The organism is Methylobacterium sp. E-041, assembly GCF_022829665.1.
Taxonomy (GTDB): domain Bacteria; phylum Pseudomonadota; class Alphaproteobacteria; order Rhizobiales; family Beijerinckiaceae; genus Methylobacterium.
In genome coordinates, this window is the sequence record NZ_JAKSYQ010000210.1 from 1 (window position 1) to 18758 (window position 18758).

Sequence of the window (18758 nt, forward strand, 5' to 3'; positions counted from 1 at the left end):
CAGTACGTGAACGCCGACAAGGCCTTCATCCAGTTCGCGGGCTTCACCGCCGGTCGCGCCTCGTCGTTCTTCGACTTCTACGCTCACGACTTCGAGCTGGCCGGCGCCACCGCCGGCTCCGACGTGTCCTCGACCAACCTGATCGCCTACACCGCGACGCTGGGCAACGGCTTCTCGGCGACGCTCTCGGTCGAAGACCCGACCTTCCGCCGCTCGCCGATCTTCTCGCCGACCACCAACTCCGGGAACGTGACGCTCAACACGGCAGCGGCCGTGTTCGCGCAGAACAACTCGCCGATCCCGGTGTTCATCGGCTACAACGCTGCTGGAGCCGCGGCCCGCTACAGCTTCGTCGATGGCATCGAGCGCAACCGGATGCCCGACTTCGTCGGCGCCCTGCGCTACGATGCGGCCTGGGGCTCCGCCCAGCTCACCGCCGCGGTGCACGAGCTGAACGTCGGCAACGTCGCCAACGGCGCCGGTACCCCCGTCGGCGCAGGTGTCATCTCCAACGTCAGCATCCCCCACACCAGCAACGACTACGGCTACGCGGTCCAGGGCGGCGTGAAGGTCAACCTGCCGTTCATCTCCCCCGGCGATACCCTCTACCTGCAGGGCGCCTACGGCGTCGGCGCGCAGATGTACACCGGCTACTCCTCGTACACCGGCTCGTACACCCAGAGCACGACCACGATCCAGGGTCAGAAGTTCGCGCAGTACTTCTCCGACGCGACGATCAACCCCTACACCGGCCAGATGTCGAAGTCCGACAGCTTCACCGTGGTCGGCTCGTACCTGCACTACTGGTCGCCTGAGCTGCGTTCGGCCGCCTTCGGCTCCTACGGCGAGCAGAGCTTCTCGGCCGGCGCACGCGCCGGTCAGGGCGATGCGTTCACGCTCACCGGTGGTACCGGCTTCGGTGCGAACTCGGTCGGCACGCCCGGCACCCGGTTCTACCAGCTCAGCCAGGCGCTTCGCGACACCTACCAGTTCGTCGCCGGCGCGAGCCTGATCTGGTCGCCGGTGAAGGACCTCGATATCGGTGTGGAAGGCCTCTACACCCAGATCGGCGTCAAGAACGGCCGCGTGATCGACACCGACAAGGATCCGACCGCCTACTCGCGCATCGCCGCGATCAACGCCGGCGGCGCCGTTCGCACCGCGACCAGCGACGACGTCTTCCAGGCCAAGGTTCGCGTCCAGCGCGACTTCTGAGGCGACGCGCCGGATCGGGCGTCGGCTCCGCGCGGGTTTCGACGAGACCCGCGCGGACGGGCATCTGCAGACCCGAGATCCATCCTTCGAGGCCCGGCGGCAACGCCGGGCCTTTTTTCATGCCCGGCCGGCCGCGGGTCATGGATGGAGACAGCCGGCGCGGTCTCTCGGCCGGCCCGTCCGCGGGCCATTGACGTTCCTGGAGGCTTCGGGATGAGATGACGGTGCCGGCGCAGCCCGAATCCGTCGAAGTCCCGGCGGATCCAGGCTCCTGCGGGCGGGCGCCCGGGCCTCGACGAGCTCCGGGCCAGGTCGGTCGCGACGACGTGACCGACCGGGACACGACCACCCCGTCGGCAAGAACGGGCCGGCCCGCCAAGAGGCCGGATCTTCGGAAGGACGCCCCGTGACGAGCCCCCTCTCTCCGCCCCTCGCGGATCGGCCCGTTCCGGGCTCGGACCCGACGCGCCGGTTCTGGCCCTTCGGCTGGTGGCGCCTGGTGGACACCCGGATCGGCATCATCCCGCTGCCGATCTACGCGATCGTCGCGGTGCTCCTGGCGATCCTGATCTCCGAGGGCGAGATCCGACCCGACGGGCCGACGATGATCGCCGTGCTGGTGCTCGGCGGCTTCACCTGCGCCGAGATCGGCAAGCGCCTTCCGATCCTGCGCAACATCGGCGCGGGGGCGATCTTCGCGACCTTCGTGCCCTCGGCCCTAGTCTACTACAAGTTGATCCCGCCCCAGGTCGAGAAGGCGATCGTCGACTTCACCAAGTTCACCAACTTCCTCTACATCTACATCGCGGCGATCATCGTCGGCTCCATCCTGGGGATGGACCGGGACGTGCTGATCAAGGGCTTCCTCAAGATCTTCGTGCCGCTGGCGGTGGGCTCGCTGGTGGCCGGCGCGGTCGGCACGCTCGTCGGGACGATGCTGGGCCTCGGCGCCCGCCACACCTTCTTCTACATCGTGGTGCCGATCATGGCCGGCGGCGTCGGCGAGGGCGCGATCCCGCTCTCGATCGGCTACGCCCAGATCCTCGGCCAGCCGCAGGGCGACGTGTTCGCCCAGGTGCTGCCCCCGGTGATGCTCGGCAGCCTCACGGCGATCATCCTCGCCGGCACCCTGAACTTCGTCGGCAAGCGCTATCCCCACCTGACCGGAGAGGGAAAGCTCCAGCCCGACCACGATGCGACGCCCCCCGGCGACGCCGCCGCGAAGGCCGAGGCGAATTCCGGGCAGGTCGACGTCTCGACCATCGCCGCCGCCGGGCTCACCGCGATCACGCTGTACCTCCTCGGCGTGATGGCCCACCACCTCACCGGCCTGCCCGCCCCCGTGGCGATGCTGTTCCTCGCGGTGCTTGCCAAGCTCTCGAGCGCGGTCTCGCCCCACCTCCAGGCCGGCGGCTTCGTGGTCTACAAGTTCGTGCAGACCGGCATGACCTATCCGCTGCTCTTCGCCATCGGCGTCGCGCTGACGCCCTGGGACAAGCTGATGGCGGCGTTCACGATCACCAACCTGATCACCATCGTCGCCACCGTCACCACGCTGATGGGCACCGGATTCGTCGTCGGGCGCCTGCTCGGGATGTACCCGATCGAGACCGCGATCGTGAACGCCTGCCATTCGGGGCAGGGCGGCACCGGCGACGTGGCGATCCTCACGGCCGCCAACCGCATGGCGCTGATGCCGTTCGCCCAGATCGCCACCCGGATCGGCGGCGCGCTCACCGTGACCGGCACCCTGGTCGCGCTGAGATGGCTGACCGGGATGCCGGCCTGACCCGGCCCGGCACCGCGGGACACCGCACGCCCGGGGCATTTCCCGCAGTCGTTACAACCCTGGGTTAAGTCAGCCTTCACCCTCTGCCGACACTCTGCTTCGGGACCGCCAAGGGCGGGCCGAATCGGAACGCTCCACGATGCTCGCGACAGCCCGAGATCCCTTCCCGCCAAGCCGCTCCGGCGCGATCCGCCCGCGCGGCGGCGAGGCCGTCCGGTCGTCCGGCCTCGTCGGCCGCGACGCGCTGGTCTGGCGGATCCGGGTCCTGGTCGCCGAAGCGCGGGGGCCGATCTGCCTGTCGGGGCCGGCCGGCAGCGGCAGCACGGCGATCGCGGCCGCCGTGGCCGACAAGCTGGCGCGCCAGACGCGGGTGCTCGGCCTGCGCTGCCTGCCCGAGACCACCTTCGCGCGCCTGACGGAGATCCTCGCCGAAGGCCTTGATGGCGGAAATGTTTCCGGAACCGTATCCATCGTCCTGACCGATGTCGGCGCGGTCTCGGAGCCGGGCTTCCTGCGCGCCCTCGCGCATCTCGCGGCCGAGCTGCCGCAATTCGGCTGGCTGATCGCGGGCGCGCCGCAGGCCATGCCCGGGGCACGATCGGTCGCGGTCCCGCTGCTTGCCGAATCGGAGACCGCCGCCGCGGTGGACGCGGCGGTCGAGCGGCACGCGGCCGTGATCTCGAAGATCGGCCGAAGCACGGCGGCGACGCTCTGCCGTGGCCTGCCGGGCCTCGCCGACCGCCTCGTGGCCGAGGCCTGGACGGCCGTCGGCACCGCGGGCGACGACGGCATCGGCCTGCCGCACCTGCGCACGGCCGCCCGCGCCCTCGTCGGGCCGGAGGTCGCGGCGGACGCGCCGGCCCTGCTGCGTGCCGCCGCCCGCACGCCGATCGATCCGGACGGCACGTTCCCGCGCGCGGCCCTGGCGATCGCCCTGGAGCGCGCCGGCGCGGCGACGGACCGCGGCGTCGCACCGGAGCGCGACCCCGCCCTGGTCGCGGCCGGCCGCGCGCGCCTGCGCTTTTCCGACGATGCGGCCGCCGCACGCCTGCTGCTGTCGGAGTTCGGCTGGACGTTCCACCGCGGGTGACCGGGGTTCCGGCCGACGGCGCCGGAGCCCGCACGGAGCCGATCCCTTCCGAAACCGCGGATCCGGGTTTCGCGCCTGCGACGCCCGGATCCGATCGAGGCGTTCAGTGCGACTTGACCAGGGCGCGCAACGCCTCCGCTGCCGCATCGCGGGCCGGGAAGGCACGCCGCATCGCGTCGACGAAGGCGGCGGCCGGGCCGTCCCAGTCGTGGCGGGCGACGTGCGCGCGGGCGCGGGCCGGGTCGAAGGGCAGCCGGCCCTCGACCGCCGCCTGCATCAGCGCGGCGAGACGCTCGACCCGGTCGGGCGCGTCGAGGTCGAAGTAGCTCGCCGCGTCGCCGCCCGATTCGGGGATGGCGGTGACGTTGGAGGCGATCACCGGCGTGCCGAGCGCGAGGCTCTCCAGCACCGGGATGCCCCAGCCCTCGCCGGCGCTCGGGAACACCAGGGCGGAGGCGTTGGCGTAGAGGTCGCCGAGGCCGCGGTCGTCGATCCCGGCCACGTGCACGACGTCGGCCATCGACGAGAGCCGCGCCAGCGTCTCCGGGCGCTCGCCGTCGGGCTTGCCGACCACCACGAGGCGCGCAGCCCCTGTGGGAAGCCGCGCGAAGGCGTCGAGCGTAAGCGCGAGGTTCTTCCGCGGCTCAAGGCGCCCGACCATCATCAGGTAGGGGCGCCCGTCGCGGATCGGCGAGCGGGTGATCGCGCCGGTGCGGGGCGGGCTCGTCCCGCACCGGACCTCGGCGATCCGGGCCGGGTCGATCCGGTAGGTCCGTGCGATCGAATCGCGGCTGTAGCGCGAGATCGTCACGACGAGGCGGGCGCGCTTGGCGCCGAGCCGCGTCAGCAGGCGGGTGCGCCAGCGCATCCCGAAGGAGAAGAACGACGGATGGGTCTCGAACAGGATGTCGTGCACCACGACGACCTGCCGCCCGCCCGGCACCAGGGGCGGGGCGATGTAGGTGGTCACCAGCGCGTCGATCCGGTCGCGGTGGACGAGCCAGGGCCAGACCGCCAGGAGCCGCACGGCCCGCGGAACCCGCGGCAGCCGGACGTGCTCGACGTTGGGGCCGGAGATCATCGTCGCGGCGCGCCCCGGGTCGTCGGAGTAGATCACGTAGGTCGCGTCCGGGTGGCGCGCCACGGCGCGGCCGACCACGTTGACGAGCCAGGTGCGGCTGCCCTGCATCTTGCCGACGAGGACGTGGGCATCGATTCCGATCCGGAGTGTCATGTCAGGGGCTCCGATAGGCGCCGAAGGACGGGGCCTCGTTGGGGGCGTAGGGGCGGCCGGGCAGGTCCCGCGTCGCCCCGAGCGGGATGCCGGGGCGCGCGAGCGCGCGGGTCAGCGCGAAGCCGTTCGCGAAGGGTTTTGCGATGTCGGCGAAGGCCGGCGCCTCGGTGAGGTCCGGCGCACGCGATCCCAGCGGCAGCGACGAGCCGTCGTCGGTGCGGGTGGCGCCGTAGGCGTAGAGCCGGCCGCCGGCGGCGTGCCGCAGCAGGTTCGGGCCGATGGCGTTGCCGCGGCCCGTGCTCGTGGCCTCGACGGCGATGGCGGCGACGTTCGCCCGCGTCGCCACCACGATGTTGTTCAGGACGCGGTTGTCGACGGTGCGGCCGACCTGCTTGGTGTAGTCGCTGGCCAGCACGATCTCGCCCTTGTAGGCGTGCCGGCCGCCGGAATCGGCCATGTTGCCGACGACGGTGTTGTTGGACACGAGGTTCCGGCCGGCGTCGAACAGGTTGATGCCGGCGCCGTCGTTGCCGGTCGCGACGTTGAAGGCGACGAGGTTGTCGTCGCACCACTGGTCGACCTGGATGCCGTTGCCGTCCTGCCCCGTGGTCTCGCGCTGCCCGGTGACGACGTTGTAGCGGATGGTGTTGCGGTCGCCCGCGTCCTGGGCGGCATCCTTGGCGTAGACGTGGATGCCCGAGGTGCCCGACATGCCGACGCCGTTGTCGTGGACGCGGTTGCCCTCGACGACGTAGCCGGAGCCGTTGATCTCCATCCCGTGGATGCCGCTGCCGGAGACCGTGTTGCCCGCGATGATCGTCGGGTCGTCGGCGGGCGCGTTGATCACGTCGACCGCGATGCCATGGGTCTTGTTGCCGGTGAGCCGGTTGCCGAGGATGCGATGCCCGGCCCCGGAGCCGTCGCCGATCCAGATGCCGAGGCCCGAGGCGTCGACGGCCGAATCCCGCACCGTGACGTGGTGGCTCCCCCGGCGCAGGATGAACCCGGAATTCACGGCCCCCCGCACGGTCAGCCCGGACACCGCGACGTGGGCGGCGTTCTCGAACACCACCGAGTTCGACAGCACCGGCTCGGTGCCGGGCACCGCGGCGAACGTCACCGGCGCCTCGGCGGTGCCGCGGGCCGCGACGACCACGACGCCATCGAAGCGGCCGCCCTTGACCAGCACCGCGCTGCCCGCCGCGAGGCTCGCGAACGGCACCGCGGACAGCGCCGCGACCGTCCGGTAACCGGGCATGGTCGAGCCCGCCGGATCGACGAGGATGCGCTGCAGGCTCGGCGGCTCCGCCGGCTGGCAGGCGGTGGCCGCCACCAGCATCGGCAGGAGCGCGACCAGAACCGCCGCCCGGATGCGGTTCGTCACGCGGCCTCCGCGAAGGCGCGGGCGATGGCGAGGCGCTTGCGGCGCTGGAACAGCCGGCGCCACACCGTGCGGCCTGCGGCCGGGCTGAGGCGGGTGAGCGAGCGCGCGGCGGCCCGCCAGCCGGGCAGGGCGACCTCCGGCATCACGAGGTCGGCCAGCGCGTGGCGGCGGGCGCGGCCGAAGGGCTCTGGGCCGACGAGCCCGAGGCGGGCGAGGTCGGGGGCGAGGTCGGGGCGCTTGCGGTACCACAGCACCAGGGCCGCGCCCTCGCGCTCGGCGATGCGCAGGTAGGCCGCCTCGTCGAGGAAGTGGTGGTGGTAGGCCAGCGCCTTCGGCTCGTAGAACAGGCGCATCCCGCGCCGCGCCAGCCGCTCGCCGAGCTCGATGTCCTCGTGCCAGGTCAACTGCTGGTCGAAGCCGCCGGCCTCGCGCAGGAAGCCGGCGTCGACGCTGACGTTGCAGGTCAGGAACGCGTCCCAGCCGAGCTCGACCCTGCCGGCGAGCGCATCGTAGGAGGCGTCGTGATGGAGCGCCGCGAACGGCGAGAACGGCAGGGCCGGGTCGATCGTCATCCGCCCGAGGATCGCCGTCTCGCGCCCGCCGCGCCGGGCATGGGCCGCCAGGTGCGCCGCGACGAGGTTCGGGCTGGGGATGGTGTCGTCGTTGACGATGAGCAGGCGCGTGCCGCGGGCGGCCTCGATCGCCCGGTTGCGGGCGGCGTTCGCCCCCGCATTCTCCTGGCGCAGGTGCACTACCGGCCGCCGCGCGGTCGCGACCGCCCGGCTGATCACCGCGCCGGTGCCGTCGACCGAGCCGTCGTCGCAGACCACGATCTCGAAGGCGGCCTCGGTCTCCTGGCGATCGAAGGCGGCCAGCGTCAGCCGCAGGGTCTCGGCGCGGCCGTAGGTCGGGATGATCACCGACAGGATCGGGGTCTCGGAGGGCGGGGGCGTATCCGGCGTCATGACGAGGCTTCCGGGCTTGAGAGGCTGGGGAGAGAATTGCGCGGGCGCAGCCACAGGGCGCCGGCGAGGGCGAGGATCGCGCCGGCCGGCAGGGCGACGGGAGCGAGCGCGGCCGGGCTCGCGAAGACGCAGGCCGCCATGGCGAGGGGCGGAGCGAGGATCGCCGGCAGGTCGCGGGGCACGAGCGGCGCCCCGACGGACCGGTGGAACACGGATACAACCACTGCGAGCATCGCGATTTCGGCGGCCAGGGCCGCGAGCGCGGCACCCGTGGCGCCTGCCCGCGGCACGAGCACGAGGCAGAGAATCGCGTTCACCGCGCAGCCGGTGGCGCTGAACCAGACCGCGAAGCCGGTGCGGCCGAGGGCGATCAGGGCGGAGAACAGGATCGTCGCCGCGATCGTCGCGGCGGCCATCAGCGCGGCGATGCGCAGGACCGGCACGCTGGCGGCGTAGTCCGGCCCGAACAGCAGGCGGACCAGCGGGTCGGCGAGCACCCAGGCCGCGACCACGCCGGGACCGGCGGCGGCGAGCACGAGACGCAGCGCGAGACGGGCCTGCGCCAGCAGGGTGCCGGTGCCGACGGCGCGCCCGAACACCGGCACCAAGGGCGCGGCGAGCGTGATCGCGACGGCGACGCCGAGCTCGAAGAAGCGGTAGCCGGCGGTGAACAACCCGACCTCGGCCGCGCCGGCGAAGGCGGCGAGCGCGAGCAGGCCGATGCGGGCATTGAGCGTGCCCAGCGCGTTGGAGATGCCGACGCCGGCGGCCTGCCGGATCGTGGCGAGGCCGATCCGCGGCGAGGCGGCCCGCAGCGGCACGAGGCGCCCGGCGAGGACGAGGCCGAGGACGCCGTAGGCCGCCCCGGCCGCCACCGCGACGAGGGGCAGCACCGCCTCCGGCGCGTCGAGGGCGAGCGCCAGCGCGGTCCCGACGACCAGCACGGCGGCGTTGGCGAGCGAGGGATAGGCCGACCAGCCGGGCCGGCCGCAGACCTGGAACAGCGCGTCGAGGAAGCGGACGGCGACGAGCGGCATGGCGAGCGCCGCCAGCGCCAGCGCGGGCCGCGTCGGTGGCGGGAGCAGCGGCAAGGCGCCGAGCAGCGCGAGGCCCGTCCCCGCGCCGAGGATGAGGCGGGCGGAGAGCACGCCCGCGAGCGCGTCGGCCCGCGCCTCCGGCGCGCAGGCGCCGATGCGGGCGGCGAAGGTCAGCGTCGTGCCGAAATCGGCGGCGATCAGGGCGATCGCCAGGGCGGCGAGCGCGATGCCGTAATGGCCGAGCACCTCAGGCCCCGCCCCCTTCGCGACCATCACGAAGGCCGCGAAACCCGCGAGCAGGTAGATGCCGCGGCCGGCCGCCTGACCGACCAGGTTGATGCCGTAGCGCATCCCCCTTCGGTCCCGGCCCGTATCGGTTCGATTCACCACCATACGCATCTTTCGGTGATTTTCGCCGGAAAAATGCTACCTATGATTGTAGGATAGCACGACCCAGACGACGCATACCTCGAAAATCGCCTTATGGTTGCGCTTATAAGTATTATACAACCGTAAAGAGAGTGACATGCCTAAGCCAGCCGACATGCTCGCGGCCCGGGATCTCGCGGGGACCGAGACCGCCGCAGGCACAGCGATCTCCTGGGCGGAGACCCGCGCGGCGCTGCGCGCCGACCGGGCGCACTGGGCGCGCCGCATCCCCGGCCCGGTGCGCCTGCGCCGCGGCTACCAGGCGATCTGGCTCTACCGGATGTCGCGCTACGCCCACGAGAACGGCTGGCGGATGGCGGCCTGGCTGCTCTGGATCGTCAACGGCTGGCTGACGGGCTCGGACATCCCGCCCTCGACCCGGATCGCCGGCGGGATGTTCCTGCCCCATCCCTACGGCACGATCATCGCGGGCGCCGTCGGCCGCGACGCCGCCTTCGGCTTCCAGGCCTCGATCGGCGGCCTCTACAAGACCCCGGACCGCGACGTCGGCGGCGGCCCGGGGCTGCCGCGCCTCGGCGACGACGTGGTCCTCGAGCCGGCCTCGATCGTGCTGGGCGCGGTGCTGATCGGCGACCGGTCCCGGGTCGGGCCGCGCTGCCTCGTGCTCAAGGATCTCGACGCCGACACCGACCTGGCACCGACCGACTGGCGCGCGCTGCCGGGACGGAGCGCCGTGTCGTGAGCGACGACCGGACGCCCTCCGAATCGGTCCTCGACCACGCCCGCCCGGCGGTCCTGCGCAGGTTGCTCGCCGCCGACCTCGAGCGGATCGTGCGCCAGATCAGCGGCGGCAGGCCGATGTCGCGCTCCCGCGCGGCGATGATGGTGCTGCTGCCGGCGATGCAGTGCGCCGTGTTCCACCGCGTCGCCCACCTGCTGCACCGGCGCGGGTGGCGGCGGACGGCCGCCGCCGTCGCCGGGCTGTCGGTGCGCCTCACCGGCGCGTCCTTCCATCCCGGATCGCGGATCGGCCCCGGGCTGTTCGTGCCGCACCCGGCACGGATCGCCTTCTGCGGCACGGCGGGACGCGACCTTGTGATCCTGCCGGCGGTGGTGGTCGCGCCGGACCGGCCGGTGCTGGCCGCCGCGCCGTTCCCGCCGGACGCGCCGCACCTCGGCGACGGGGTCGTGGTCGGCGCGCACGCCCTGGTCATGGGCGCGGTGACGATCGGCGATGCGGCGATGGTCGGCGTCGGCGTCGCCACCCTGCGGGACATCCCGGCCGGGACCGTCTCGATGCAGCGCCTGCGCCAGACCAGCGTCTCCACGCTCGGCCGGGATCCCGGGATCGTGCAGGATTCCGCGATCGCCCAGGACAGGAGCGCCGCATGAGCCGCGCCCACGTTCGCGATCACGCGGCCCGGCACCGTCCGGCGGCGGGCCGGCGGGGCGCGTCAGCCCGCGACCTCGACGCGGGCCGCGCTCCGGCGGCGCGTGCGGGCGGCGGGGAGCTGCGCCCGCAGCACGCGCTCGTAGGCGTCGAAGATGCCGTCCCAGGCAAACGCCTCGGCGTGGCGTGCCCGCGAGCCGGACGACATCGCCGCGAGGTGCCCGGCCGGCGCGCGGGCGAGCCGCACGATGCCATGGCGCAGCTCGGTCTCGTCGCCGAAATAGGCGGCATCGGGACCCGCCACCCACCGGTTGAAGACGTTGTCGTGGGCCAGCACCGGCGAGCCGGCGCCGAGCGCCTCGACCAGCGACGGGTTGGTGCCGCCGACCGTGTGCCCGTGGATGTGGAAGCGGGCGTGCCGGCGCAGCGCCGCGACGCGGTCCGCCTCGTAGATCGCGCCGGCGAGGATCACGTCCGGCCCGGCGGCCGCGCGCACCGCGCGGTGGTAGGCATCGGTCTCCGAGAGCTTGCCGAGCACCACCAGGGGCAGGCCTGGGCTGACCTCGCTCCAGGCGCGGACCACCTGCAGCACGAGGTTCTCGGGCACGATGCGGGCGATGGCCAGGCCGTAGCGCTGCGGCTCGATCCCGAGCGCATCGAGCGCGGCGACCGGCGCATCGGCGACCGGGTCCGCCCCGTAGGCGATGGTGGTGATGCGGCGCTTCGGGCTGACGCGGGCGAGGTGGCGGGCGATCTCGGGGTGGTCGGCGACGAGATGCGTCGAGAACAGGCTGCCGCAATGCTCGTTCAGCCAGAACCAGACCTTGGCGGGTTTCGACCAGCGGTCGCGGCGCCACTCGATCCCGTCCATGTTCATCACGCTGCGCTTCCCGGTCAGCCGGTAGAGCAGGGAGAACGCGGCGGTGTTGTAGCCGAGCACCAGGGGCAGGGCCGGACGGAACGCCGCCCGCACGGTGCATTTCCAGTCGAACAGGATCGTGGCGAGCGGGCCGTCGCCCGCGGCCTGGACCGGGATCAGGTCGATGCCGCGCCAGGTCGAGGGCGCGGTCGGCCGGTCGACCTGGCAATAGACCTCGACCCGCCAGCCGCGCGCGACCAGCTCCAGCGCGAGGCGCTCGGCCAGCGTCTCGAAGCCGCCATGCGCCGCGGGGACGCCCCGCGTGCCGAGGATCGCCACCGCCGGCCGCGCCGCGTCGGCGCGCCGGTCGCCATCGGACGCCCGCGCGCGGCGCGTCCCCACCATCCCATCGCTTGAGGAGGACGAACCATGGGCCACGACACCCTTCTGCGCCAGGACGCGATGCCCCGCCGCGAGCCGGTCACCGTCGAGGAGCGGCTGTTCCGCGAGATGGGGGCCGGGGGCTACTCCCGGCAGGACCACCGGATGGAGTACATCGTCCGCGTCAACGCGCTGCTGCGCCCCGACATGCGGGTCATGGAGTTCGGCGCCGGACGCGGCAAGTGGAGCCATGACCCGGTTCCACTGCGCCGCCAGCTCGGGGACTTCCGCGGGCGCTGCGCCCACGTCACCGCCTGCGACGTCGACGAGGCGGTTCTCGGAAACGAGACGGCGGACGCCGTCGAGCTCGTCGGCCACGACGGGCTGCTGCCCTTCCCGGATGCCAGCTTCGACCTGATCTCCGCCTTCTCGGTGCTGGAGCACATCGAGACGCCCGAGCGGACGGCGGAGGAGCTCGGCCGCATCCTCGCGCCCGGCGGCTGGCTCTGCGCCTGGACGCCCAACCGCTGGGGCTATGTCGGGATCGGCGCCCGCCTGATCCCCAAGCGCCTGCACGCCCGCGTGCTGCGCATGGTCGAGCCACGCCGCGTCGAGATCGACTCCTTCGTGCCGCTCTACACGATGAACACGGAAGCGGCGCGGAAGCGGCTTTTCCCAACTGACCGGTTCGAGCACTTCACCTACGCGTTCGATGGGCAACCGTTCTATCATGGCGAGAACATCGTCCTGGGTAAGTTCTGGGAACTGCTGTTCCGGCTCACGCCGGGTCCGCTCAAGGGCTACCACATGGTCTTCATCAGGAAGCGCTGAGCGATCAGCGCGATCTGGTCTCGACTGTATTGGCAAGGTGAGCCGCGAAACGCTTCATGTCGCGGCTCTTGCTCAGGAGGTCCGGCCGCCGCCGCAGGCGGCCGAGCAGCCCGTAGGCGGCGGCGCGCGCCGTGAACCCGAGCCAGAGCGGCACCGCGAAGAAGGCCGGCGACGACATCCGCCGGCCGCCGTTGCGCAGGGCGTAGACGCCGGCGAGCCCGTCGAGCCAGCGGGCGGAGCGGGTGCTGCCCGAGCCGCCCTGGAGGTGGACCACGCTGCGGCCCGGCAGGTAGTCGACCCGCCATCCGGCGTCGCGCAGCCGGCAGCCCCAGTCGACGTCCTCGCCGTAGAGGAACAGCGGGCTCGACAGGCCGCCGATCGCCTCGACCGCCTCGCGCCGCAGCATCAGGAAGGCGCCGCAGAGCCAGTCGACGGAGACCGGCCCCGGCGCCCGTGCCTGACCGCCCGCGAGGTAGACCCCGCGCAGGCCGAACCGCCCCGACAGCCCGGCCGCATGCACGGCGACGGTGAGCGGCCGCGGCTCGAACCCGGCATCGCCGACCTGATGGCGTCCGTCCTCGAAGACGAGGCGCAGGCCGACGGCGCCGACCTGGCGGTGGGCGTCGAGATGCGCCAGCGCCGCCGAGACCGCGTCCGGATCGCGCAGGTACGCGTCCGGGTTGAGCAGCAGGATCGCCGCGCCCCGCGACGCCGCATAGGCCAGCGCGTTGGCGCCGGCGAAGCCGTGATTCTCGGTCTCCGCGATCACCCGGATCCCGGGCCAGTCGGCCGCGATCCGCTCGGCGGTTCCGTCGCCCGAGGCGTTGTCGACGACGATCACCTCGTAGGCGCGGTCGATCCGGCTCGCCGCCAGCAGGGCGAGGCAGGTGTCGATGTCGGCGCCCGACTTGTAGGTGACGATGAGGACGCTGAGGGCGGGGGTCATCGCAGGCTCGCGCTTCGTCGTTCGGGACGCTCGGATCGGATACCGCGCGACATCACGCGGCTCCCTCTCCCAGGGGGAGACGGCTGGGGTGAGGGGCGTGCGTCGTCCGGAAAAGTCACGCCCCTCACCCTGCCCCTCTCCCCAAGGGAGAGGGGACCCGCGCTCAGGTCGGCAGGGCGGGTGGCGCGCTGCGCCGCCGCCACCGCGGCGATCATCCCGAGCGCGGTGTAGAGCAGCTCGGCGATGCCGAGGTTGAGGCGGAAGCCCGGGTCGACGAGGCCGTGGAGGAGGTGGGCGAGCAGCCCGATCGCCGAGGCGCCGGCGATCGCGGCGAGCGGATCGCCGACCGGCGCGCGCCGGATCGCGGAAAAGCCCCGCCACAGCCCGATCCCGAAGACCAGGGCGAAGGCGGCGTACCCGACGACGCCGACCTCGGTGAGGACGAGGATGTGCAGGTTGTGGACGACGTGGTTGGAGCGGTCGAACAACCCGGCGAGCCGCGACAGGCCGGTCTGGTCGAGGGTGGCGAACATGTTGCCGAAGTTGTTCAAGCCGACCCCGAGGATCGGGAACTGCGCGAACAGCGCCAGCGCCGCCGCGTTGAGCGGGCCGCGCTGCGCCGCCGAGCCGCCGTCGTCGGCAAACAGGCGCTCCCAGATCATCGGCCCGACGACGATCGCGGCGATCACGCCCACGAGGAGGAGGAGGCCGGCGACGATCAGGCTCGCCCGCGTGAGCAGCCGGTCGCGGTAGACCAGCAGCACGACGAGCGTCGCCGAGAGCGGGTAGGTCAGCCACGAGGCCCGCGACAGGGTCAGCACCACGCCGCCCAGCGCCGAGAGCGCGCCGGCCGCGCCGACGAGGCGCAGCCAGGTCGGGCCGCGGGACAGCGCCAGCGCCAGCGCCAGCGGCCAGACCACCTCGTAATAGTAGCCGAGGATGTTGGGGTGGACCTTGAAGCCGGCGGCGCGGCGCTGGGCCTGGAAGTTGATGTTCTCCTCGACGATCTGCTCCTCGCCGAGCACGCCGAGGCCGAGCTCCGAGCCGGTGACGTACTGCACCGCCGCCGCCGCCGTCTGCACCAGGCAGAGGACGCAGATCGCCAGCGCCAGGGTGCGGACGTCGCGGGGGCTCAAGTTGGCGATCGAAACCGAGACGACGAGCAGCGTGAGGAAGCGCCACTCGTCGAACCACAGGTAGGCGGGGTCGCCCGCGTTCGCGAGCGAGAGCACGCCTGCCGCCATGAAGGCGGCCTGCGTCAGCACCAGGGGCGGATCGAGCGACAGGCGCTGCGGGCGCGCCTCGCCGATGCCGACGAGCTTGAAGGCGATGAGCGTCAGCGCCACGAGGAAGGCGACGCTGACGGTGAGCCCGGCGCCGCCGCCGATGCTCGGCAGGTACTGGCCGACCGCCTCGAAGTGCTGGAACATGCTGACGTCGAGCTTGACCGTCAATCCGACCGCGAAGGCGACGAGCAGGAACGGCGTCAGCCGGACGCGCTGGCCGAGGATCAGGGCGCCGAGCGCGCCCAGCGGCGCGACGAGCCCGACGACGGCGAACTTCAGCGGCACGCTCGCCAGCGACACGGCCATCGCGGCGGCGCCGGCGCCGATCGCCAGCGGGGGGAGGGTGCGGAGCGCGGCCCTCATCCGAGCCGCCGGTAGAGCCAGTCGGGGATCGGCCGCCGGGTCCGGTTGAGGACGACGCCGAGCGCGGTCCCGCCGGCCGCGTCGAGGTCGCGCATCGCCTGCTCGGCCACGACCCGCCGGGTCCGCTCGGCCCCGACGACGACGACGAAGCCGTCGACGAGGGGGCTCAGGGCCGCGGTGTCGCCGATCTGCCCGATCGGCGCGCAATCGAGGATCGCGAGGTGGTAGCGCTGGTCGACCAGGCCGAGGAAGGCCTCGACCCGGACGTCGTCGAGTCCGGCCTCGCGGATCGAGGCCGGGGTGCCGGCGGGGACGACGTGGAAGCCGTCGGCGACCGCGTGGACGCCGTCGAGCGGCGCGACGGCGCCGAGCACGATGTCGGCGAAGCCCGGCTTGCCCGAGAGGCCGTAGGCGGCGGCCAGCGCGGGCTTGGCCCAGTTCGCCTCGATCAGCACCACGTCGAGGTCGCGGCGGGCATAGAGCCCGGCGAGCTGGCGACTGAGCGAGGTGACGCCGTCGCCGGCCTGCACCGCGGTGACGCCGATGCGGCGGAGCGGCGGCCCCTCGCGGCGGTTGAGCTGGACCAGGGCCGGCTCCAGGTCGAGGCGGTCCGGCACGGCGGGATCGTGGAACGCGGCGGCGATCATGCGTGGGCTCCGCGGAGGCCGGGGGCACGGGTCCGCCGCGGCTCGGCGCGGCCCTCGTTCCGCAAGGGGAGGGCGGCGAGAACCGGCACCCGGAGGGAGCGCGCCACGTCCGACGCGCTGCGGTAGGTCTGGGCGAGGATCTCGGCGAGCGCGACGTAGGCGAGGGCCGCGACGAGGCCGAGGCCGGCGGCGAGCCCGAGGATCAGCAGGCGGTTCGGCCCGCTCGGCAGCCGCGGCGGCACTGCGCGGGCGACGAGCGAGGAGGAGGTTACCGACTGCGAATCGAGGCCGGTGCCGGTCTTCAGCTCGTCGATGCGGCGCTGGGTCTGGGTGATCTCGTCGGTGAGCAGGCTCTTCTGCTGGCCGAGCCGGCCGAAGGCGAGCGAGGCGTCGCTCTGGCCGATCGCCGCCTGCCGCCGCGACGCCTCGATGTTGGAGATCGCCGCGATCTTCTCGGCGAGCACCGCCAGCCGGGTGGTGTCGGCGCTGATCAGGGCCCGGTACTTCTGGCGGGCGAGCTCGGTGAGGTCGCGGTCGAGGCTCGCGAATTCCGGCGCGGCGGGGCGGAACCGCGTCGCGAGCTCCGAGCGCCGGGTCCGCAGCTCGGCGAAGCGCTGGTCGAAGGCGGCGACCGTCGGGTCGGCGTCCGGCGGCGTCGGCTGCCAGCGGTCGGGCCCCGATTCCTTGGTGCGCTTCAGCCGGGTCTCGACGCCCTCGCGCTCGATCTGCGCCGCCGACTTCTGGCGGGCGAGGTCGGCGAGCGTGCCGAGGTCGTTCTGCTGCTCGATCGCGAAGCTCGCGGTGTTGGCGCCCTTGAGGTACTTGCCGAGCTGCTGGTCGATCGCGGCGAGCTCGGCGCGGGCGCGTTCCAGCTTGCCCGCGTAGAACGAGGCCGGCGTCTCGTCGGCGTAGACCTCGACGTGGCGGCGCTTGTAGGCGTCGAGCAGGCGGTTGAGGGCGGCTGCGGCGAAGTTCGGGTCGGTCCAGGTGAAGCCGGTGACGATCACGTCCGTCTCCTTGACGAACACGACCTTGAACGAGGCGAGGTAGGCCTCGTACAGCTTCTCGTCCGGGCTGAGATGGCGCAGCAGGCCGATCGCCTCGAAGGGGATCCGGGCGGTGTCGACGACCCAGGTCTTGACCCCCTTGGCGACGCGGACGAGCTGGCGGCCCTGGTAGACGAGCCAGGCGCCCCAATCCTCGGGCGGCGGGCCGAGGTCGCCCACCGGCGTGATCGCCTTCAGCGCCTCGAACTCGCCGCGCACGATGCTCGGGTCGCGCAGGATCTCGATCTCGTTGTTCACGTTCTGCGCGCGCTCGGAGAACATGTAGTTCTGGTTAGTGCCGCCGCCGATCGGCGCGGCCGCCTTCTCGCGGCCGAGGCGGATGATGAGCTTGGCGTCGGCCGTGTACTCGGTCGGGGTCAGCAGCAGGTAGATCCCGGCGCCGACCAGCGCCGCCGCCAGGATCAGCAGCGCCGGGCGGGCATGGCGGAACAGGGCTCCGAGCCCGTCGCGCAGGTCGAAGCCGGGTCGGTCGAACCTGCGCGGCTCGAGGGCGGTCTCGGTCGCGCTCATAGGGCGGCCCTCGCCGTGGTGCTGGTGGAGGTCGTGGCGGCGGGGCCGGTGATGTAGTTCACCCCGAAGCCGGTGCCGTTGAAGAGCAGGATCTGGCGGACCACGAGGTCGACCGCGCGCGCGGTCTTGGCCAGCACCGAGGGCGGCACGTAGACCGTGGCGTTCGGCGGCACGACGATCGAGTCGGCCAGGCCCGGCACGCCGATGTCGACGACCTGCACCGCCCCTTGCGCGCCTCCTTGCGCACCGCTGTCGAAGCGGATGATCCGCACCGCGTCGCCCGCGGCGGTCGGCAGGATGCCGCCGGCGGTGCCGAGCACCTGGGCCAGCGTCCGGGCGCCCGACAGCGTGACCGGGCCGGGCACCCGGACCTCGCCGAACACCATGGTGTTGGCCGGCACCAGCGACGCCAGCCGCACGCTCGGGCTGACCGAGGCGAGGTGATGCCGGTAGGCGGCGGCGAGCGCGGCCGAGACCTCGTTGACGGTGCGGCCGGCCGCCTGGACCGGCGGTACCATCGGCAGGTTGATCTTGCCGTCCGGCTCGATCGCCATCAGCTTGACGCGGCCGATGTCGGACCGCTGGGTCAGGTCGCGGAAGTCGTCGATCGGCGTGCGGAACTTGCGCAGCAGGACCGTGACGACCGGGTTGATCAGGACGTCGTCGTAGGTCTCGCGGATCAGGGTGGCGGCGCGCTCGGGCGACAGCCCGGCGACCATGATGCCGTTCTTGCCCGGAAGCGAGATCCGCCCGTCCGGCCGGACTACAACCGTACGGTTGTATTCCGGGTGGGTCCGGAAATCGACGTCGAACTCGTCGTTCGGGTTCAGCCGGTAGGTCGGCTGCACCACGCTGGAATCGATCAGCAGCGAGATCTCGAGGTTGTCGCCGACGTTGAGGCGGTAGTTCATCAGCCCGAGGCGCATGGTGCGCCCGACCTCCTCCTGCGCCGCGGCGACGACCGCCGGCGGCGCCTCCGGGATCGATCCCGTCTGGGCGACGTCACGGATCGCAGGGTGGGAGGCCTCCCGCGCCCGGGTCGCCATGCAACCCGACAGGGCGGCCGCACAGGCGAGGGCGACCGCGAGGCGGCCCGCCGTCCGGCCGCGCCGGCCAGCATCTCGATCGACAGGAGAAGCACACACCATCATAGGCCTTCAGCCGCACCATGCTCGGCCGCGCCCCGTTCGATAACAACTCCTGAACGTATCGCGGCACTCGGTACAATCTGAGAACCTGGTTAACGAACTTTGAAACCCCTGGGTCCGATCCGACCGTAAGTTGCATTCATTCGCGGGCGTGGCAGAGTGCGCAGACGCCCCGGGCCCCGGGTCCCGGTGGGTTCCGAACCCGGAAGCCCGGCCCACGAGATCC

The 18758-nt window shown here is 72.6% G+C and carries 16 protein-coding genes; 6 read left to right on the top strand and 10 right to left on the bottom strand.

Features of this window, described 5'->3' with window-relative positions; translation table 11 throughout:
• From MKK70_RS19590 to MKK70_RS19600, 3 genes are all read left to right on the top strand, one after another.
• The coding region (locus MKK70_RS19590; protein WP_243949428.1) for a porin at window positions 1-1215 on the top strand (1215 nt) is incomplete at its 5' end.
• A 406-nt stretch (window positions 1216-1621) separates the two neighbouring features.
• Window positions 1622-3004, top strand: coding sequence for a 2-hydroxycarboxylate transporter family protein (locus tag MKK70_RS19595; protein ID WP_243949430.1), 1383 nt, complete (start codon window positions 1622-1624; stop codon window positions 3002-3004).
• A 139-nt stretch (window positions 3005-3143) separates the two neighbouring features.
• Window positions 3144-4094, top strand: a complete 951-nt coding sequence (locus MKK70_RS19600; protein ID WP_243949432.1) for a hypothetical protein — start codon at window positions 3144-3146, stop codon at window positions 4092-4094.
• A gap of 103 nt (window positions 4095-4197) precedes the next feature.
• On the opposite strand, the gene MKK70_RS19605 is transcribed toward MKK70_RS19600, so the two are convergent.
• From MKK70_RS19605 to MKK70_RS19620, 4 genes are read right to left on the bottom strand one after another with little or no spacing between them, the layout of a single operon-like run.
• Window positions 4198-5328: a glycosyltransferase family 4 protein gene (locus MKK70_RS19605; RefSeq protein WP_147843980.1), complete on the bottom strand. Its 1131-nt coding sequence runs from the start codon at window positions 5326-5328 to the stop codon at window positions 4198-4200.
• A gap of 1 nt (window position 5329) precedes the next feature.
• Complete coding sequence (locus MKK70_RS19610; protein WP_243949434.1) at window positions 5330-6712, bottom strand: nitrous oxide reductase family maturation protein NosD; 1383 nt, start codon at window positions 6710-6712, stop codon at window positions 5330-5332.
• The gene (locus MKK70_RS19615) at window positions 6709-7677 is read right to left on the bottom strand and encodes a glycosyltransferase family 2 protein (protein WP_147859764.1); all 969 of its coding nucleotides are present in this window, start codon (window positions 7675-7677) and stop codon (window positions 6709-6711) included. The genes MKK70_RS19610 and MKK70_RS19615 overlap by 4 nt, the downstream gene beginning before the upstream one ends.
• Window positions 7674-9065, bottom strand: coding sequence for a lipopolysaccharide biosynthesis protein (locus MKK70_RS19620; RefSeq protein WP_243949435.1), 1392 nt, complete (start codon window positions 9063-9065; stop codon window positions 7674-7676). Before MKK70_RS19620 ends, MKK70_RS19615 begins: the two co-directional genes overlap by 4 nt.
• Window positions 9066-9240: 175 nt before the next feature.
• Between MKK70_RS19620 and MKK70_RS19625 the strand changes: the two genes are divergently transcribed.
• Both MKK70_RS19625 and MKK70_RS19630 read left to right on the top strand, forming a co-directional pair.
• On the top strand, window positions 9241-9846 hold the full coding sequence (locus MKK70_RS19625; RefSeq protein ID WP_243936041.1) for a serine acetyltransferase: 606 nt from the start codon (window positions 9241-9243) through the stop codon (window positions 9844-9846).
• Window positions 9843-10496 carry a serine O-acetyltransferase gene (locus tag MKK70_RS19630; protein WP_243949436.1) on the top strand — a complete coding sequence of 218 codons (654 nt, stop codon included), beginning with the start codon at window positions 9843-9845 and terminating at the stop codon, window positions 10494-10496. Before MKK70_RS19625 ends, MKK70_RS19630 begins: the two co-directional genes overlap by 4 nt.
• Window positions 10497-10558: 62 nt before the next feature.
• Here the strand turns inward: MKK70_RS19630 and MKK70_RS19635 are convergent, their stop codons facing one another.
• On the bottom strand, window positions 10559-11758 hold the full coding sequence (locus MKK70_RS19635) for a DUF1972 domain-containing protein (RefSeq protein ID WP_243936038.1): 1200 nt from the start codon (window positions 11756-11758) through the stop codon (window positions 10559-10561).
• A 24-nt stretch (window positions 11759-11782) separates the two neighbouring features.
• Here MKK70_RS19635 and MKK70_RS19640 point away from each other — a divergent pair, with 24 nt between their 5' ends.
• On the top strand, window positions 11783-12565 hold the full coding sequence (locus MKK70_RS19640; protein ID WP_243938930.1) for a class I SAM-dependent methyltransferase: 783 nt from the start codon (window positions 11783-11785) through the stop codon (window positions 12563-12565).
• A 4-nt stretch (window positions 12566-12569) separates the two neighbouring features.
• Here MKK70_RS19640 and MKK70_RS19645 read toward each other — a convergent pair whose 3' ends face one another.
• The 5 genes from MKK70_RS19645 to MKK70_RS19665 are packed head-to-tail and all read right to left on the bottom strand — an operon-like array spanning window position 12570 to window position 18430.
• On the bottom strand, window positions 12570-13511 hold the full coding sequence (locus MKK70_RS19645; protein ID WP_243949437.1) for a glycosyltransferase family 2 protein: 942 nt from the start codon (window positions 13509-13511) through the stop codon (window positions 12570-12572).
• On the bottom strand, window positions 13508-15160 hold the full coding sequence (locus tag MKK70_RS19650) for an O-antigen ligase family protein (RefSeq protein WP_147726944.1): 1653 nt from the start codon (window positions 15158-15160) through the stop codon (window positions 13508-13510). The genes MKK70_RS19645 and MKK70_RS19650 overlap by 4 nt, the downstream gene beginning before the upstream one ends.
• On the bottom strand, window positions 15157-15807 hold the full coding sequence (locus MKK70_RS19655) for a CpsD/CapB family tyrosine-protein kinase (protein ID WP_243949438.1): 651 nt from the start codon (window positions 15805-15807) through the stop codon (window positions 15157-15159). Before MKK70_RS19655 ends, MKK70_RS19650 begins: the two co-directional genes overlap by 4 nt.
• The gene (locus MKK70_RS19660; RefSeq protein WP_147843722.1) at window positions 15804-17384 is read right to left on the bottom strand and encodes a lipopolysaccharide biosynthesis protein; all 1581 of its coding nucleotides are present in this window, start codon (window positions 17382-17384) and stop codon (window positions 15804-15806) included. The genes MKK70_RS19655 and MKK70_RS19660 overlap by 4 nt, the downstream gene beginning before the upstream one ends.
• Complete coding sequence (locus MKK70_RS19665) at window positions 17381-18430, bottom strand: polysaccharide biosynthesis/export family protein (protein ID WP_243938922.1); 1050 nt, start codon at window positions 18428-18430, stop codon at window positions 17381-17383. Before MKK70_RS19665 ends, MKK70_RS19660 begins: the two co-directional genes overlap by 4 nt.
• Window positions 18431-18758: the final 328 nt, after the last annotated feature.

Bases quoted from the DNA above. Each gene is read 5' to 3' on its own strand.
- MKK70_RS19665 (WP_243938922.1), bottom strand. From the start codon at position 18,430: ATGGCGACCCGGGCGCGGGAGGCCTCCCACCCTGCGATCCGTGACGTC.
- MKK70_RS19605 (WP_147843980.1), bottom strand. From the start codon at position 5,328: ATGACACTCCGGATCGGAATCGATGCCCACGTCCTCGTCGGCAAGATG.
- MKK70_RS19645 (WP_243949437.1), bottom strand. From the start codon at position 13,511: ATGACCCCCGCCCTCAGCGTCCTCATCGTCACCTACAAGTCGGGCGCC.
- MKK70_RS19635 (WP_243936038.1), bottom strand. From the start codon at position 11,758: ATGGTGGGGACGCGCCGCGCGCGGGCGTCCGATGGCGACCGGCGCGCC.
- MKK70_RS19660 (WP_147843722.1), bottom strand. From the start codon at position 17,384: ATGAGCGCGACCGAGACCGCCCTCGAGCCGCGCAGGTTCGACCGACCC.
- MKK70_RS19655 (WP_243949438.1), bottom strand. From the start codon at position 15,807: ATGATCGCCGCCGCGTTCCACGATCCCGCCGTGCCGGACCGCCTCGAC.
- MKK70_RS19600 (WP_243949432.1), top strand. From the start codon at position 3,144: ATGCTCGCGACAGCCCGAGATCCCTTCCCGCCAAGCCGCTCCGGCGCG.
- MKK70_RS19625 (WP_243936041.1), top strand. From the start codon at position 9,241: ATGCCTAAGCCAGCCGACATGCTCGCGGCCCGGGATCTCGCGGGGACC.
- MKK70_RS19650 (WP_147726944.1), bottom strand. From the start codon at position 15,160: ATGAGGGCCGCGCTCCGCACCCTCCCCCCGCTGGCGATCGGCGCCGGC.
- MKK70_RS19640 (WP_243938930.1), top strand. From the start codon at position 11,783: ATGGGCCACGACACCCTTCTGCGCCAGGACGCGATGCCCCGCCGCGAG.
- MKK70_RS19620 (WP_243949435.1), bottom strand. From the start codon at position 9,065: ATGCGCTACGGCATCAACCTGGTCGGTCAGGCGGCCGGCCGCGGCATC.
- MKK70_RS19615 (WP_147859764.1), bottom strand. From the start codon at position 7,677: ATGACGCCGGATACGCCCCCGCCCTCCGAGACCCCGATCCTGTCGGTG.